Genomic DNA, 16,451 nt, shown 5'->3' on the forward strand with positions numbered 1-16,451 from the left:
GTCGTAATAATAAGTGGCATCTAGGATGCGTTATGGTTTGTGTTGCTTTTCCGCCATCGCGTTGGCGATATCCCAACACAAACGGGCAGCTAAGCGTGCAGTTTGACTATCGACGTCATAATTAGGGTTGTATTCGGCGATATCAGCCAGCATGAGCTTATTTTTGTAATGAAGAATTCGATCTAAAAATGGTGCAATTGTGTCGTAACTTACTCCTCGAGCCGCAGGGGCGCTGACCCCAGGTGCGGTTGCCGCAGGAAATACATCCAGATCAATGGTCAAATAGAGGTAATCACAGTCGTCAATAAAATGTTGAAGCTGAGTTAAGTGATAACTGTGGTTTAGGTAACAAAGCTGATTGTCTTCTACATACCAAACATTTAACGCATCTGCTTTTTCAAACAGCGCTTTAGTGTTGCTACTGCGGCTTACGCCAATGCAAGCGTAATGAAAGTCCCAATCATTGCGTTGGCAAAAATGATGAATTTGGTTGAAGGGAGTGCCAGAGCTTGGTTTGATGTCGGCGATGCTGCTCTCGAATGCGCGTAAATCGAAATGCGCATCGAAATTTATGATACCGATTTTAGGCTTCTTCTCTGGATAGTGCGCTTTAAAATACTCCGCTAAGCCGGAAAACGAGGCCCACGCAATCTCATGCCCGCCACCTAACACGATGACAGGCGTATGAGGTAGTGCGCTTGAAATGGTTGCCGCACATAGAGATTGGCTCTCTTCCAGTAAGTCGTCTTCGCACACCACGGTGCCTAAGTCATATAGTGGGACGTCTTGGTGCCATGCTAAATTAGCGAGTGCTCGTCGGATTAAATCTGGCGCTTTTTTCGCACCAATGCGTCCTTTGTTTCTGGCTACGCCAGCGTCGGTAGCAAAACCCAGTAATGAGACGCCATGCGCAACTGCCCCTAACTCATCTGCTTTCTGGCGTTGAACCACGTGATGAATTCGCTGACCAAGTTTGCCGTCCTCGGCATCATGACGGCCTTGCCAATGAAATAGGGGAGAGTGTAAGTCGAATTGAGACATATTATTGGCCTCCGTGTGAAATGTATTCACCATTTACTATACGACCTACTAGACGTTTTGCTCCTACTTGATAGCTTAAATCTGCAGGACTTTCGATATCCCAGATAGAGAAGTCCGCATCAAACCCTACTTTGATGGTGCCACGTGAGTTTTGATAACCCAGAGCTTTGGCTGCATGTTGCGTTACACCACGCAGTGCTTCTTGCGGCGTAAGGCGAAATAGTGTGCACGCCATATTCAGCATGAGTGTGAGATCAGAAAACGGTGATGTACCTGGGTTGACGTCCGTAGCAATTGCCATCGGCACGTTATGCTCTCTCAACAACTCAATCGGTGGTAACTGAGTTTCTCTTAGAAAATAAAAAGCGCCAGGCAGTAGAGTGGCGACAGTGTTTGAGCGAGCAAGTGCTTTAACACCTTGCTCATCTAAAAACTCGATGTGATCCGCTGACAGACCGTTGTATTGCGCAGTGAGGGCTGTACCACCGAGATTCGAAAGTTGCTCTGTATGCCCTTTAACCTTTAAGCCGTGGCGTTTTGCAGCTACAAACACTTTTTCTGTTTGTTCAAGATTGAAACCAATCGATTCACAAAAAACATCGACACTTGTGGCTAATTCTTCCTTTGCGACAACAGGGATTATGTCCTGACAAATGTGCTCAATATAGTCATCTGCACGGCCTTGGAACTCTGGCGGAATGGCGTGAGCGGCGAGAAGTGTAGTGGTGATTTTAACTTTGCGCTCTTGTTCAAGCATTTTGGCTGCACGGAGCATTTTTACTTCATCATTCAGTGTCAATCCGTAGCCTGATTTCACTTCGACAGAAGTGACGCCGCTCGCGAGTAGCCCGTCTAAACGTGGCAACGCTAACTCAACTAATTGCGCTTCGGTTGCTGAACGCGTCGCATGCACCGTTGAAAGTATCCCACCGCCTTGTTTGGAAATTTCTTGATATGGCACGCCGTTTAAGCGCATTTCAAATTCGTTGGCACGATTGCCCGCGTAAATAAGATGAGTGTGGCAGTCGATCAAACCTGGCAGAACTAACTTGCCTTGAAGGTCGATACTCTGAGCGTAATGTTGGGCAGACAGCAGAGACTCGGTTTGCGGTTCGTCTTCACCAATTGCACAGGTGCTGATCGCAACGATTTTTCCAGATTGAATGCCAATACGAGCAGGAGACGTTGGCAGATAACCGCGCTCTCCCGGTTGCATGGTGACCAGACGTGCGTTTTCAATCAGCAAATCCATGTTTGTGTCCCTGTGTTTATTTGTATCATTAAATGTATATACAAATAAATAGAGCAAAATAAGAACACTGACAAGATTGATGTTGCTAAAATGTGATCAAACGTAGATCTATAGGACCAATCTTGTCATTAAATGAGCACTTTTGAGCTCAGCTTATATTTGTTACCAGGGTGATAAAGTAGGGCGGTACTGACTAACTTATCTTGGCTCCACGTTCTGCGATTCAAGAGAAGGCAAGGCTCATTGGCTTGCATTTTTAAGTCTTGCTTAATACGGCCGTCAGGCACAATTGCCTCTACGGTATGTTCAATAGCGCTGAGTGGGCAATTATCTGACAGGTATTGATTCGGAGTGATTTGTGTGAAGTCTTGATTTAAATAACTCGGGGCATATTGGCTGTTCACCCAGCGGAGTTCTAATTGAATAGGCGTTTGGTCTTCATAGTGAATGATTTCACTGTAAAACACCGTTGTGCCAAGCATGACGCCGAGTTTTGTCGCAATGCTGTCATCTGCTTTTATGGCAACTTGTTTGAGCACTTTACTGCTATATTGTCGCCCTCGGTCGCTGACTTCTTCGGCAATGTTTCGAATGTCTAACAGAGGAGATTCTGACTTTTCACCAGGATCACACACAAACGTACCTAAGCGTGGGCGGCGTTGTAATCGGCCCTCATTAACTAAGTCCCGAATTGCTTTGTTCACTGTCATTCTACTGACACCAAATTGCTCGGTAAGCTCAATCTCTGTGGCGATACGATGACCGACTATCCACTCTCCAGAATCAATTTTATCGAGGATAAATTGTTTGATTTGAATGTAGAGTGGTGCAGACATAATGATTCCCTTTTATTTGACTATACAAATACTGCTTAATTTAGGTACAAATTGCAAACATTTCTCGACGAATGCACCACTTAGTGACAGAACAATCCTATTGTGGGGCTGAATGATTCTTGCTGCTGAGCATTATTTGGATTGATGATGGAATTCGAACATTTTCTTGTGGTCTATTGCTTGCAGAGTATAAAACAATTGTGTAAACAAACGATTATTAGAAGAAAAGTCGCTAAAAAGGAAAAACATGTTTAAAAAATTGAAAGCATCACTGGGGATTGGTTCTGCAAAAGTAGATACGATTTTAGACGAAATGAGCGTGTTTCAAGGAGCGACGCTGAAAGGGCATGTTCATATCAAAGGCGGAGACGTCGAACAACAAATTGATGCTATTACGATTAAATTGAACACAGAGATGAAAGTCGAAGTGGATGATAGCGTAAGTTACCAAACGTTCACTATTGATCAGCTGAAGGCGGTAGACCCCTTTGTGATTCAACCTAATGAAGAGAAGCAGGTTCCGTTTGAGCTAAAACTGCATGATGAAACGCCAATTACTGCGGTTAGCGCACTTAAGAATCAATGCCATGTTTGGGTTGAAACGACGTTAGATATTGATTTTGCGATTGACCCGCGTGACCGTGACTATATTGAAGTGAAACCACTACCAGTAGCATCTCGGGTTATTCAAGCGATCGAGCAAGCTGGTTTCACTATGGTTAAAGCCGATGTTGAAAAAGGCTTTTTGCGCGGTGGCTCGTTTGCTTCTCGCTCTGGAATTTATCAAGAGCTAGAGTTCCGAAATAACGGCTTTATCTCATCAAAAGAAATTGAGCTTTCTTTTATTCTGGAAGGGCAGGTCATGCATTGTTTGGCAGAGATTGACCGTTCGCTCAGCTTGGCTGGTGACCAATATCGCTCGTTTACGTTACCGATCAATGCAACTGATGCTCAAGTCGCTGCCGCGGTTGCACCAACGCTAAATCTATAGTTCTCATCAACTTGATGAGAATATGTACCGATATCCTATTGTGAAAGCGATATCGGTACTGTTATCCATGTTTCGTGCGTTCTCAACGGCTAAAAACTCAAGCGCGGAGTTTTCAATGAGATATCGATAGCCTAATACCAGTTCATTAGAGGCATCAGCAAACTCTGCGGGTCCTTCTGTTGAGCCTTGATACCAATGGTATTCAAACATCAGGTGGTGGTTATCTTCCAATGCATAACGGTACCCAGCTGCAACGGCAATCGTATTATGCCGATAGGGTAGATCCAGCAAGGCGCGATCATCTGAGCGAAAAGTCATGCCAACCATCGAGTAAAATGCATGGGCGTCACTCAAATAACTGTAATTTATTTGGAAGCCTTGCTCGAAATTACTGCCTTGAAAAGTCCCGTGAGCAACATCATTAAAATATAAGCTGCCACCAATAGATAGGCCGTGATGTTCATTCTGAAACACTTGATATTGCAAATAAGTAGATAAGTTGTTGGCAAGCGTTTGTCCTTCGAAGTCGTCTTCTAGCACATCATATTGCGGCATTGAAATGTGAAAACGATCTCTGTCTACTTTGTCTCGGCCATTCTGTCCGATACCGAAAAGGTTATGGAAGCTTTTCGTCAGTCCATCTAAATGGTTATCAGCGGCAAAAACCCACCGATAATTGAGTTCCCATTGCCAACGGCTATTGATTTGCCACTTGCTGCCAATTTCGATTTGGTTGTGGTAATAATCCAGTGCGTATTCATCAGTATGAGCCCAAACACTAGCCACGGTTCCTGAGCCATAGGTTTCGACAAAGTCAGAGGGAAGGCTATGTCCTGAGCGCAGTATATTGGTATGGCTAACCACTTGCATCGGAGATTGTGCGTAAGAACGTAGCGGCCCATACAGGTCATCTGATGCCATGGCTGGTACACAGCATATCGAAATGCTTAGAAGCCCCATAAAGCGCGATTTGAAATAGATCATGATGAACACCTACATGCAAACTACTCAATAAAACAACTATATACCTAAATTGCACTTTGAGGTGGAACTAGGTGTGCTGGGTCCTGTGTTAGTTAATATGTATTAGGAACTATTATACCAGTTGTGTATTCAAGTTCTATTGGGAGGGGGTAACTCCGTTTACAAGGTATGTGAGCCCTTAAGAAGAATCATCAGATTGTCGCAACGAGGCCTGAGGTTAAGTTCTTATGATAAAACAAAATCGCGCTTTGCAATCTAAATGTGAGCTAGGTACAATCCCACTTTCGATAACGGTCCGGTATTCGTGTTACCGAGAGGCCTTTATTGACTCTCAACTATTTTCAACAAATAGCTTCTAATTTGAATAACATGTGTTGCTTGGTGTGCAACACCACTGTAAAGGACATAGCATGCCTATTATTACTCTTCCTGACGGCAGTCAGCGTCAATTTGACAACCCAGTTTCTACTATGGAAGTTGCGCAATCGATCGGTCCTGGTCTTGCAAAAGCAACGATCGCTGGTCGTGTAAACGGTAACCGCGTTGATGCGTGTGACCTAATTGAAGAAGACGCAAGCCTTGAAATCATCACCGTAAAAGATGAAGTAGACGGTCTAGAAATAGTTCGTCACTCTTGTGCTCACCTTCTTGGTCACGCTCTTAAGCAGCTTTACCCACAAGCTAAAATGGCGATTGGTCCAACCATCGACAACGGCTTCTACTACGATATCGACCTAGATGAGTCTCTAACGCAAGAAGATCTTGAAAAGATTGAAAAGCGTATGAAAGAGCTAGCGAAAACCAAGTACGAAGTTGTTAAGAAAAAAGTAAGCTGGCAGGAAGCGCGTGATACGTTTGAATCACGTGGCGAACCATACAAAGTGGAAATCCTAGACGAAAACGTATCTCGTGATGATCGTCCAGGTCTTTACCACCATGAAGAATACATCGACATGTGTCGTGGTCCTCACGTTCCTAACATGAGCTTCTGTCAACACTTCACTCTATTGAATGTGGCAGGTGCTTACTGGCGTGGTAACAGCGACAATAAAATGCTTCAACGTATCTACGGTACGGCTTTCCACGATAAGAAAGCACTGAAAGCGCATCTAACTCGCCTAGAAGAAGCGGCGAAGCGTGACCACCGTAAGATTGGTAAGCAACTAGACCTATTCCACATGCAGCAAGAAGCACCGGGTATGGTGTTCTGGCATCACAATGGTTGGTCTATTTTCCGTGATCTGGAAGTATTCATCCGCGCTAAGCTAGATGAGTACGGTTACCAAGAAGTAAAAGGTCCGCTAATGATGGACCGTGTTCTTTGGGAACGCTCAGGTCACTGGGATAAATACGCTGATGCAATGTTCACAACTTCTTCTGAGAACCGTGAATACGCAATTAAGCCAATGAACTGTCCAGGTCACGTACAGATCTTCAACCAAGGTCTAAAATCGTACCGCGACCTACCGCTACGTATGGCAGAGTTCGGCTCATGTCACCGTAACGAACCATCTGGTGCACTGCACGGCATTATGCGTGTACGTGGCTTTACTCAGGATGATGCTCACATTTTCTGTACTGAGAGCCAAATCCAAGAAGAAGTAACAAACTGCATCAAGATGGTGTACGATACGTACCAAACATTTGGTTTCGACAACATCGTAGTGAAACTGTCTACTCGTCCAGAGAAACGTGTAGGTTCAGATGAAATCTGGGATCAATCTGAAGAAGCATTGAAGCAGTCTCTTGAATCGATGGATATCCCATACGAAATTCAAGAAGGTGAGGGTGCGTTCTACGGTCCTAAGATTGAATTCACACTATACGATTGTCTAGACCGCGCTTGGCAGTGTGGTACTGTCCAGCTAGACTTCAACCTACCAGGTCGCCTAGGCGCTACTTATGTAGGTGAAAATAACGAACGTCTTGTACCGGTAATGATTCACCGTGCGATTCTAGGTTCACTAGAGCGCTTCATTGGTATCCTTATCGAAGAATATGCTGGTTTCTTCCCAACTTGGTTGGCGCCAGAACAAGCAGTTCTTATGAACATTACTGATAAACAGTCAGGTTATGTTCAAGAAATAGTACAAAAACTACAAAAAAGTGGAATTAGAGCTAAAGCGGACTTGAGAAATGAGAAGATTGGCTTTAAAATCCGCGAACATACTTTGAAGCGTGTACCGTATATGCTTGTTGTTGGTGACCAAGAAATGGAAGCTGGCGAAATTGCAGTACGTACTCGTAAAGGTAAAGATCTTGGTAAATTTAAAGTGGATGATTTTATTGCATACATCCAAGACGAGATCTCTAGCCGTAAGCTCAATCTGGAGGAATAAGCTATTAAAGGCGGAAGACGTGGCCAACAGCCGGTAAAACAAAACCCGCACCGTATCAACGGTGAAATTCGTGGTATTCGTGAAGTTCGACTAACAGGCGCTGACGGTGAATCAGTTGGTGTTGTATCGATTCAAGAAGCCATTGCAGCTGCTGAAGAAGCTGGTATGGATCTCGTTGAGATCAGTCCTAACGCCGAGCCACCTGTTTGTCGTGTGATGGACTATGGTAAGTTCCTCTTCGAGAAGAGCAAAACTGCTAAAGAGCAGAAGAAGAAGCAAAAGCAGGTCCAGATCAAGGAAGTAAAATTCCGTCCTGGAACTGATATTGGAGACTATCAGGTAAAACTACGCAACCTGACGCGTTTCCTTGAAGAAGGCAACAAAGTGAAGGTAACAATTCGCTTCCGTGGCCGAGAGATGGCACACCAAGACATCGGTGTTGACGTTCTAAATCGTCTTAAGGAAGATACTGCAGAACTTGCTGTGGTTGAATCTTTCCCTAAGAAGATTGAAGGTCGCCAGATGATCATGGTGCTAGCCCCTAAAAAGAAGTAATTAACGGCTCATCAAGTAATTAAAACCTAGCCGCTTTCCTTTCGATAAAGGCATAACGGCTGGGTTTTGTTCGCCCTAATTACGTTGTTTATTAAACCTACTCAATGCGGAGTTATTCATCATGCCTAAGATGAAAACCAACAAAGGTGCTGCTAAGCGTTTTAAGAAAACTGCTGGTGGTATTAAGTACAAGCACGCTACAAAACGTCACATCCTGACTAAGCGTACTACTAAGAACAAGCGTCAACTACGTCCGAATGCAATCCTTCCAAAATGTGAAGTGGCTGCAGTAATCCGTATGTTGCCATACGCTTAATTCTTTTTAGTTATCAATCGTTTAGTTTAGGAGAAGCATAATGCCTCGCGTAAAACGTGGTGTACAAGCTCGTGCACGTCATAAGAAAGTTCTAAAACAAGCTAAAGGTTACTACGGTGCGCGTTCACGTGTTTACCGCGTAGCTTTCCAAGCAGTTACTAAAGCTGGTCAATACGCTTACCGTGACCGTCGCGCTAAGAAACGTCAATTCCGTCAACTATGGATTGCACGTATCAATGCGGCATCTCGTCAAAATGGTCTATCTTACAGCCGTTTCATCAACGGTCTTAAGAAAGCATCTATCGAGATCGACCGTAAGATCCTTGCGGACATCGCAGTATTCGACAAAGCTGCATTTGCAGTTCTAGTTGAAAAAGCGAAAGCTGCTCTTTAATTAGCAGTTTAGGATTAAGAGAAGGAGAGCATTAGCTCTCCTTTTTTATTGCTAAAATATATACCCAAATGACTTTTAGCTTGGCTATTTAGAGTATTGTTTATCAGTCTTCTCAACTTATTGGTTAGCATCTTATGTTAGTTATAAGGTAGCTTGGGTATAAATTTTTACGTTTATAAGGGATTAAAAATGATCTACACAACGACCGAAAGCATTCCAGGCAAGCAGATCTCTGAAATCAGAGGGGTTGTAACTGGTAATGTTGTTCAATCAAAGCATATTGGCCGTGACCTCATGGCGGGTATCAAAAGCATTGTTGGCGGCGAAATTCGCGGTTACACGGAAATGATGACCGACGCGCGTGATATAGCTATACAGCGCATGGTAGCAGACGCTGAATCTAAAGGTGCAGATGCGATTGTAGGGATTCGATTTACCACGAGCTCAATCGTAGATGGTTCTTCGGAAATTTTGGCATTTGGTACTGCGGTGAAACTTGCGGACTAATATACGAGGAAAAGCGTTGCTAGGGATGGTGAATTTTTATTCATTTGTCGTTTTTTCTTTTTAGGTTAATTATTCTAGATTTTCGCAGAGCGAATAGGCTTATATTCTTAACTTTACGTTACTATTAAAATTAATCCTAATAATTTAGAGTAATTGCTTCACTTTTGTTTTGTGTGTTATTTTATATTCATAATGAAATTGAATTCATATTGAATTTTCCATTTATCGTGTGAATTTTGATTTCGATATATTAATTCATGTTTTTCTTATAAAAATATGAACTTATACCTTGCCAAGCGGTTCTAAATTGTTACAAATACTATACAGCTGTAACATTGCCAAAAGGAATTGTAGATGAGAGATCTGACTCCCGAATACTTGCTAGCCGCATTACGCCAAGCGATTAAAACAAAAGGGCTAACATATCGAGAGCTATCTGAGAAAATGGGCATGCCGCTGTCCACTTTTAAGAGACACTTAACAAGCACAAATCTCGCTTTGGATAAACTGCTTGAATATTGTAGAGCTGTTGATTGCACGTTAGATGAACTACAAAAGCTTGCGAATCAATTACAAGGCGAAGACGAGGATTACTTTAGCCGTACGCAAGATGAAGTCTTTTTTCAATTTCCCCATCTTTACGATTTTTATCGTGAATTGAGAATGCTGCGAGGCAAAGATGGATATTCCATTTTAAAGAAAAAGTATGATTTGTCTGAGCAGAGCATGTCTGATTACCTAAAAGCTTTGGAGTTATTGGATCTTGTTTACGTTGATGAAGATAAAAATATAACGTTGCACGGGCCGTTATATTACAGCTATGCAGAAAACTCCAAGCTCAATGATAAATATACGGAAATCATAAAAGAACAGACAACAACCCACGATAAATGCGTTCGTGTGGCTTTGGCACGCATGAAAATTACCGAAGAGCAGCTTTTGCAATTGGAAGATCAAGTCGCAAAAACGGTTATCGATTTTCATTCCCAAAATGTTGTGGCAGAGAACTTCAACGTCTCTGATTTTACTAATATTGTTCTACTTGCAGGGCCACATCAACCAGTCACATTCTCTGATGGAATTATCGAGACAGAAGGGCGATTTATTGACGATATTCGTTATGCCATTGCATCTGCAGGTGATAAACCAAGCCTCTCGATTTAGAAATTCAGTCTTTTACTTAAAGAGAATCGCTTTTCTCACCATGTTATTGAGCTTTGCAGCTCTAATATTGAAAGGAAGCAGTAAAAGAAAAGCCCAAGACAGAACACACTATTGTAAATAGAGCATCTATCAGTTGCTGTTTTGAATCCAAACTTTAAGTGTTTTGGGCTTTTTTGAATAACATCATTTCAATATCACTCGTTGTCCAATTTTTAAGGTTTTGATTTTTGGGGTTATGTCCCCGCACTCCACTCTAGCCTTTCCTTACAATCAAATCATTCTCGCTGAACCAAGCATCTTGATGTTACTTGGTTATATAATTAAAGCTTATTTTTCGGTTAGCTATAAATTCACACTTGCAATGTTTGTTTTTTGATCTATTATGACGAAGTGTCATTTATGACGGTTCGTCAAATTTAGTGGCGTTCCTGTATTCAAGAATCGTGTTACAATTATTGGGAGTGTGTTGGTATACGGATCAAAGGATTATGTTTAACTTTCGCTGTAAAAAAGATAGCAAGCAAGACGGATGTCGTACGTCTTCAGGGCTAACTAAAAAACAACAGGCGATTGCTGATCGTGAAATAGAGCTTATTCAATTGGCTAAGTCTCTGGTTCAAGAGCAAGGCTTTGCCAACTTAACGATGGACAAGCTCACAGCGGCAAGCCCTTACTCGAAGGGAACGATCTACAATCATTTTTGCAGCAAAGAAGATGTAATTCTTGCGCTTTGTATTCACTCGCTGAGAAGCGAAGCAATATTTTTCGAACGTACCGCTAAGTTCAATGGCAATACCAGAGAAAAAATCATTGCTATGCATGTAGGTTATCGTATTTACGCTCGTATGGAGCCTGTACTATCAACCTGTGCGATTGTTGCAAAGACGCCTTGGGTCCTAGAGAAAGCTTCGCCTAAGCGTGTGAATGAATTGAACAACTTAGAAGAACAAGTAATAGATGGTGCTGATGCGTTGGTGAATAATGCGGTGGAATGTGGAGACCTTAAGTTCTCTCCCGCAATTGGTTCTGATGCCATCGTATTTGCTAACTGGTCTATTGCCTTCGGTTCAAACGCTCTAGCGCAAAATGCATCGAACAGTCGATGTATTCAGCGAATTCAAGATCCATTCTCAGTACTGCATAACGCGAATATGTTACTTGATGGTTTAGGGTGGTCACCTTTATCGACAGAGTGGGATTACCGTAAAACGTGGCGTCGAGTGGAACAGGAATTGTTCAGCGAAGAGCTTGCTTATTTAGAGTCTGTGAATCGCTAATCGTTATAGAGGCCATCTAATATTTTAGTTGGCTTTTTTATTACAACATTGTGACGAATCGTCAAAAAATTAGAAATTGGTACTCAAGTTACCGATCTCGAGAAGTATAGGAAGTTACTCAAAAACTAACTTATATAACCAAATAAATTCGATCTGATTTTTATATGTTGAAGTTATCTGGTTATCACAGCATTCGCTGTTTTTTTAGTTTTTAAATTTGACGAAACGTCACAAAAGGAGAGTGTGATGCCACATCACAACGTTCAACAACAAGCCCGAATGAGCTGGGTCAAGCTACCAACGAATTACAGTGTGTTGGTTGTGCTTGCTACCGTTTTATTGATTGTTATAGCAACTATTGGAGGAAAAAATCTTTACTTTAGAGGGGATTACGACATCTTTTTTGATGGAACAAATGAGCAGTTACTTGCGTTTGATGAAATTCAGACTACGTTTGCAAAATCTGACAGTCTTGCTTTGGTCATAGCGCCAAAAAGTGGCACTGTTTTTACTCCTAACACCTTATCTCTTATTCAGCAGATCACTGACGAGGCGTGGCAAGTCCCATACTCCACCCGTGTTGATTCCCTTGCCAACTACCAGCATACCGAAGCGTTTGAAGATGATCTTCTTGTCGAAGATTTACTGTATAGCGAATATGAATTGACGCCTCAGCGAATCGAGAAAGTCAAAAGCATTGCGTTGAGTGAGCCGGTTTTGAAAAGTTCACTGATTTCCGAAAAAGGGGATGTCACGGTCGTGAATATTACGGTCCAACTCCCTGAGGTCGATAAAACCGCTGAAGTACAAGAAGTGGTTGCCTACATAAACGGAATGATTGAGCGTTATCAGCAAGTGTACCCGGATACTGAGTTCCACAAAGCCGGTATTATTGCAATGAACTACGCGTTTATGACCGCAGCTCAAGATGACAGCGCGACGCTAGTGCCGACCATGCTACTAGTGATATTGGTTTTCCTGACTCTCATGTTGCGCTCATTGCTTAGCGTCATCGCGACACTCATCGTTATTATCGGCTCAGTTATGGTGACAATGGGATTATCAGGATGGGCTGGTATGTTCTTAAGCACGGCGACAGTTAATGTGCCTACCTTGGTGATGACGCTTGCCGTCGCCGACTGTGTACACATTATAGCGACGATGCGTCAGTCTATGCAAAACGGCTTTAGTAAAGCCCATTCTATTGAACGAAGTATTGCGCTCAATTTCATGCCCATCCTGATTACCTCCATTACCACCGCGATCGGCTTTTTAATGATGAATATGTCGGATTCTCCAATCCTGAGAGATTTCGGCAACCTATCAGCCCTTGGCGTCATGATTGCTTGTTTCCTTTCCATCACATTACTTCCGGCGTTACTTCATATCCTTCCTGTTAGGGTGAAGTCAGACACTGCTGATGAAAGAAAGCACTTTATGGATCACTTAGGGGATTTCGTGGTGTCAAAGCGACATGCGTTATTGCCGTTGTCGGTGCTTGTTATTGTCGCGAGTGCGAGTTTGATTCCGCTGAACAAAGTCAACGATGAATCCGTCGAGTACTTTGGTCATAGCAATGAATTTCGTCGAGCGGCTGATTTTATGGAAGAGCGAATCAGTGGCATGGCGAACATCAGTATCGCGATAAAAACTAACGAATCGCAGGGTATTGCGGATCCTAATTTTCTCAATACCGTGGGTAAATTTACTGACTGGCTAAGGTTGCAGCCAGAAACGGACCATGTTGCGACCTTGAGCGATGTTTATAAGCGTCTAAACAAGAACATGCATGGAGATGATCAGGCTTATTACTCGCTCCCTCAAGACAGAGAATTAGCGGCTCAATATCTGCTGCTTTATGAAATGTCACTACCGTATGGTTTAGATTTGAACAACCAAATCAATGTTGATAAGTCGTCAATCAAGATGGTTCTCACCGTGGAGAACTTGGGCAGCGTCGAGCTTGTTGATTTGGAAAATCGTATTTACCAATGGTTTAACGAAAACGCGCCTCAGTATGATGTTGTTGCTTCTAGTCCATCACTGATGTTTGCGCATATTGGCGAAACGAATATGGCTAGCATGCTGTCAACCTTGCCTATCACTTTGGTCTTAATTTCGGCATTACTGATCTTTGCCTTACGCTCGTTCAAGCTCGGTTTAATCAGCCTGGTCCCGAATATCGCCCCTGCGCTTATTGGTTTTGGTATTTGGGCGTTGGTTTCTGGTGAAATTAATTTGGGGTTGTCTGTTGTTGTGACGTTGACGCTTGGCGTTGTGGTTGATGATGCCGTTCATTTTCTCTCTAAATACCAACACGCTCGTAAAGATGGCCATAGCGCGGAACAAGCGGTTCGTTACGCTTTTCGCACCGTGGGGCGCGCGCTTTGGATTACGACTGTCGTGCTTGTTGCTGGTTTCTCCGTTCTGGCGATGTCGAGCTTCCGCTTAAATGCCGATATGGGACAGTTGAGTGCCATTGTTATCTTCATTGCTCTTGTTGTGGATTTCATCTTTCTACCGACTCTACTGATGTTGTTTGACAAAGGCGTCTACGACGAGGTGGGCCGCCGAAACAAGCTTAAATCAACTGACTCTCAAACCACGGCTGTTACTCAGTCATAACGAATCAAAGGATTGAACATGAATTTACTAAAAAATGCCTTAAAAGTATCTGCACTTTCTGTCTCGCTTTTTATGAGTCATGCGGTGTTAGCGGATGAAGCGAAAGGATTAGAAATTGCTCAAGAGCGCAAAGCCCGTGATGAAGGGTGGGGGGATTCTGTTGCTACCATGAAAATGATTCTGCGGAACGCACAAGGAGAAAGCAGCACACGTTTAATGCGCCTCCAATCACTCGAAGTTGAGGACGATGGTGACAAAGGACTCACAATATTTGATGAACCAAGAGATGTGAAAGGCACCGCGTTTCTCAACCACTCTCATACAGTGGGTGCCGATGACCAGTGGCTTTACCTTCCAGCACTGAAGCGTGTGAAACGTATTTCCTCGCGTAACAAATCAGGCCCTTTCATGGGCAGTGAATTTGCGTATGAGGATCTCAGTTCCTTTGAGATTGAAAAATACCGTTTCAACTACCTAAAAGATGACAGCATAAACGGGCAAGATGTTTTCGTCGTAGAGCAAATTCCGACCGATAAGAACTCAGGTTATACCAAGCAAACGGTGTGGTTAGATAAAGCGCATTACCGCCCACTGAAAGTTGAGTTTTACGATCGCAAAGGGTCGTTGTTAAAAACGCTTTCTTTTTCCGATTACAAGCAGTACCTCAACCAATATTGGCGAGCGCACACTATGGCGATGACAAATCATCAAACAGGAAAAAGCACTGAGCTAACAACAAGTGAAATGCGCTTTAACACTGGGCTCGAAGACAATGATTTTCATAAGAATGTGTTAAAACGAGTGAGGTAGTGGAGGAGAAATGAACCGATCAAATGTTGGGTTGTTGCTTAGCGCAGCAACCTCTCTTTACTCGATGCCTCTTGCCGCCGTTGAGCTTGCAGGACAAGTCAATATTGAGCATCGTCAGTTTTTTGATTCTGGCTCTCAGGGTCAGAGCAAAGCGCAAACGTCATTGGTTTTGCAGCCAGAATTTTACTGGGAGATGCAAAATGGTGATGCGAGCTTTACCCTCACACCTTTCTATCGTTTGGATAGTCTAGACGATGAGCGAAGTCACGGAGACATAAGAGAGGCGCTTTATCTGACTTATTGGGATGATTATGAGCTTCGAGTTGGGATTAGTAAGGTCTTTTGGGGAGTGACGGAATCCGCCCATTTGGTTGATGTAGTAAACCAGACAGACGCCATTGAAGCCGTCGATGGTGAAGATAAACTCGGTCAGCCAATGTTGCATTTCACCTCATTCAAAGACTGGGGCACCGTCCATGCAATGTTATTACCTTACTTTAGGGAACGAACGTTTGCGGGTACTGACGGTCGTTTACGAACCGAACCTGTTGTCTCAGATGATGCTATCTATGAATCAAGCAGAGAAGAAAAGCAGGTAGATGTGGCTTTTCGATATTCGAAAATGCTTGGCGATTGGGACGTAGGCCTGAGCTATTTATATGGAACAAACCGGGATCCTTACTTTCGTTTTGAGTACGGGGAATTAAAGCCTTACTACGCTCTGATGAGTCATGTCGGTCTCGATGTACAAGGAATCGTTGGCGATTGGTTATGGAAACTCGAAAGTGTTTATCGAGATAGTGCTGATAATCATGTTGGCCTTGTGACGGGATTTGAGTACACCTTCGTTGGCGCATTTGACACGGTTTGGGATGTGGGTGTGATTGGTGAATACCTCTATGACAGTCGTGGGAATAATGCACAAACTATCGGTCAAAATGATGTGTTTGCAGGCATTCGTTGGGCGCTCAACGACGAGGACGGAACGGAAGTATTGACGGGAATCACAAAGGATTTAGATAACGCCGATGTTTACAATGCCAAGTTAGAAGCCTCGAGCCGAATATCGAATAACTTTAAGTGGCAAATTGATGCTTGGTTGTTCCAAAATGAAACGCCAAACGATTTGCTCTATTTCGCCCGAGATGACGATTTTATCGAGCTATCTATTCAATACTATTTCTAAAACAAAAGGGCACAACTTAACGTCAGATTAATGAAAGATGACATTTTTGACGTTTTTGTGCTCTTTTTATTCAATAACCTCTTCTTTTCGTAATTCAATTTGGCATTGGTGCCCGGTTTGGCTACTATGTACAGCTATCAAAAAACCAATCACTCCCTTATGGACACTACCAAC

15 protein-coding genes are annotated in these 16,451 nt (G+C 43.1%); 11 read left to right on the top strand and 4 right to left on the bottom strand.

The genetic code is table 11. The annotated features are described in order from the left end of the window. Window positions 1-30 precede the first annotated feature (30 nt). The 3 genes from hutG to hutC all read right to left on the bottom strand — a co-directional run bounded on the left by hutG (window position 31) and on the right by hutC (window position 3,129). Window positions 31-1,041 carry a formimidoylglutamase gene (gene hutG, locus MTR11_RS06905; protein WP_085343159.1) on the bottom strand — a complete coding sequence of 337 codons (1,011 nt, stop codon included), beginning with the start codon at window positions 1,039-1,041 and terminating at the stop codon, window positions 31-33. Between the two features lies 1 nt (window position 1,042). Further along, a complete protein-coding gene (hutI, locus tag MTR11_RS06910; RefSeq protein WP_243327193.1) occupies window positions 1,043-2,293 on the bottom strand; it encodes an imidazolonepropionase in 1,251 nt (416 codons plus the stop codon). 128 nt (window positions 2,294-2,421) lie between these two features. Then, on the bottom strand, window positions 2,422-3,129 hold the full coding sequence (hutC, locus tag MTR11_RS06915; RefSeq protein ID WP_005395889.1) for a histidine utilization repressor: 708 nt from the start codon (window positions 3,127-3,129) through the stop codon (window positions 2,422-2,424). Between the two features lie 247 nt (window positions 3,130-3,376). Here hutC and MTR11_RS06920 point away from each other — a divergent pair, with 247 nt between their 5' ends. Further along, window positions 3,377-4,120: a sporulation protein gene (locus MTR11_RS06920; protein ID WP_005385491.1), complete on the top strand. Its 744-nt coding sequence runs from the start codon at window positions 3,377-3,379 to the stop codon at window positions 4,118-4,120. A 6-nt stretch (window positions 4,121-4,126) separates the two neighbouring features. Here the strand turns inward: MTR11_RS06920 and MTR11_RS06925 are convergent, their stop codons facing one another. Continuing rightward, complete coding sequence (locus MTR11_RS06925) at window positions 4,127-5,104, bottom strand: DUF3187 family protein (protein ID WP_243327194.1); 978 nt, start codon at window positions 5,102-5,104, stop codon at window positions 4,127-4,129. Window positions 5,105-5,514: 410 nt separating this feature from the next. On the opposite strand from MTR11_RS06925, the gene thrS reads away from it, so the two are divergent. The 10 genes from thrS to MTR11_RS06975 all read left to right on the top strand — a co-directional run bounded on the left by thrS (window position 5,515) and on the right by MTR11_RS06975 (window position 16,277). Then, complete coding sequence (gene thrS, locus MTR11_RS06930) at window positions 5,515-7,443, top strand: threonine--tRNA ligase (protein WP_005395892.1); 1,929 nt, start codon at window positions 5,515-5,517, stop codon at window positions 7,441-7,443. 3 nt (window positions 7,444-7,446) lie between these two features. Beyond that, the gene (infC, locus tag MTR11_RS06935) at window positions 7,447-7,998 is read left to right on the top strand and encodes a translation initiation factor IF-3 (RefSeq protein WP_074191168.1); all 552 of its coding nucleotides are present in this window, start codon (window positions 7,447-7,449) and stop codon (window positions 7,996-7,998) included. A gap of 121 nt (window positions 7,999-8,119) precedes the next feature. Further along, entirely contained in the window at window positions 8,120-8,314 is a 195-nt protein-coding gene (rpmI, locus tag MTR11_RS06940; RefSeq protein WP_005377932.1) for a 50S ribosomal protein L35, read from the top strand. A 40-nt stretch (window positions 8,315-8,354) separates the two neighbouring features. Continuing rightward, the gene (gene rplT, locus MTR11_RS06945; protein ID WP_004727974.1) at window positions 8,355-8,708 is read left to right on the top strand and encodes a 50S ribosomal protein L20; all 354 of its coding nucleotides are present in this window, start codon (window positions 8,355-8,357) and stop codon (window positions 8,706-8,708) included. 189 nt (window positions 8,709-8,897) lie between these two features. Further along, complete coding sequence (locus MTR11_RS06950; protein WP_005377919.1) at window positions 8,898-9,215, top strand: heavy metal-binding domain-containing protein; 318 nt, start codon at window positions 8,898-8,900, stop codon at window positions 9,213-9,215. A 354-nt stretch (window positions 9,216-9,569) separates the two neighbouring features. Next, window positions 9,570-10,379: a helix-turn-helix domain-containing protein gene (locus MTR11_RS06955; RefSeq protein WP_046874836.1), complete on the top strand. Its 810-nt coding sequence runs from the start codon at window positions 9,570-9,572 to the stop codon at window positions 10,377-10,379. Between the two features lie 488 nt (window positions 10,380-10,867). Then, window positions 10,868-11,656 carry a TetR/AcrR family transcriptional regulator gene (locus MTR11_RS06960; protein ID WP_005395898.1) on the top strand — a complete coding sequence of 263 codons (789 nt, stop codon included), beginning with the start codon at window positions 10,868-10,870 and terminating at the stop codon, window positions 11,654-11,656. A gap of 246 nt (window positions 11,657-11,902) precedes the next feature. Further along, a complete protein-coding gene (locus MTR11_RS06965; RefSeq protein WP_074191170.1) occupies window positions 11,903-14,281 on the top strand; it encodes an efflux RND transporter permease subunit in 2,379 nt (792 codons plus the stop codon). Between the two features lie 18 nt (window positions 14,282-14,299). Next, a complete protein-coding gene (locus MTR11_RS06970) occupies window positions 14,300-15,091 on the top strand; it encodes an outer membrane lipoprotein-sorting protein (RefSeq protein WP_048626274.1) in 792 nt (263 codons plus the stop codon). A gap of 10 nt (window positions 15,092-15,101) precedes the next feature. Continuing rightward, window positions 15,102-16,277: a hypothetical protein gene (locus MTR11_RS06975; protein ID WP_085343168.1), complete on the top strand. Its 1,176-nt coding sequence runs from the start codon at window positions 15,102-15,104 to the stop codon at window positions 16,275-16,277. Window positions 16,278-16,451: the final 174 nt, after the last annotated feature.

Origin of the sequence: Vibrio sp. CCB-PB317, assembly GCF_022808245.1 — a bacterium.
Taxonomy (GTDB): Bacteria; Pseudomonadota; Gammaproteobacteria; order Enterobacterales; family Vibrionaceae; genus Vibrio; species Vibrio diabolicus.

Coding starts and splice junctions, on each gene's coding strand:
- hutG (WP_085343159.1), bottom strand. CDS start 1,041: ATGTCTCAATTCGACTTACACTCTCCCCTATTTCATTGGCAAGGCCGT.
- hutI (WP_243327193.1), bottom strand. CDS start 2,293: ATGGATTTGCTGATTGAAAACGCACGTCTGGTCACCATGCAACCGGGA.
- hutC (WP_005395889.1), bottom strand. CDS start 3,129: ATGTCTGCACCACTCTACATTCAAATCAAACAATTTATCCTCGATAAA.
- MTR11_RS06920 (WP_005385491.1), top strand. CDS start 3,377: ATGTTTAAAAAATTGAAAGCATCACTGGGGATTGGTTCTGCAAAAGTA.
- MTR11_RS06925 (WP_243327194.1), bottom strand. CDS start 5,104: ATGATCTATTTCAAATCGCGCTTTATGGGGCTTCTAAGCATTTCGATA.
- thrS (WP_005395892.1), top strand. CDS start 5,515: ATGCCTATTATTACTCTTCCTGACGGCAGTCAGCGTCAATTTGACAAC.
- rpmI (WP_005377932.1), top strand. CDS start 8,120: ATGCCTAAGATGAAAACCAACAAAGGTGCTGCTAAGCGTTTTAAGAAA.
- rplT (WP_004727974.1), top strand. CDS start 8,355: ATGCCTCGCGTAAAACGTGGTGTACAAGCTCGTGCACGTCATAAGAAA.
- MTR11_RS06950 (WP_005377919.1), top strand. CDS start 8,898: ATGATCTACACAACGACCGAAAGCATTCCAGGCAAGCAGATCTCTGAA.
- MTR11_RS06955 (WP_046874836.1), top strand. CDS start 9,570: ATGAGAGATCTGACTCCCGAATACTTGCTAGCCGCATTACGCCAAGCG.
- MTR11_RS06960 (WP_005395898.1), top strand. CDS start 10,868: ATGTTTAACTTTCGCTGTAAAAAAGATAGCAAGCAAGACGGATGTCGT.
- MTR11_RS06965 (WP_074191170.1), top strand. CDS start 11,903: ATGCCACATCACAACGTTCAACAACAAGCCCGAATGAGCTGGGTCAAG.
- MTR11_RS06970 (WP_048626274.1), top strand. CDS start 14,300: ATGAATTTACTAAAAAATGCCTTAAAAGTATCTGCACTTTCTGTCTCG.
- MTR11_RS06975 (WP_085343168.1), top strand. CDS start 15,102: ATGAACCGATCAAATGTTGGGTTGTTGCTTAGCGCAGCAACCTCTCTT.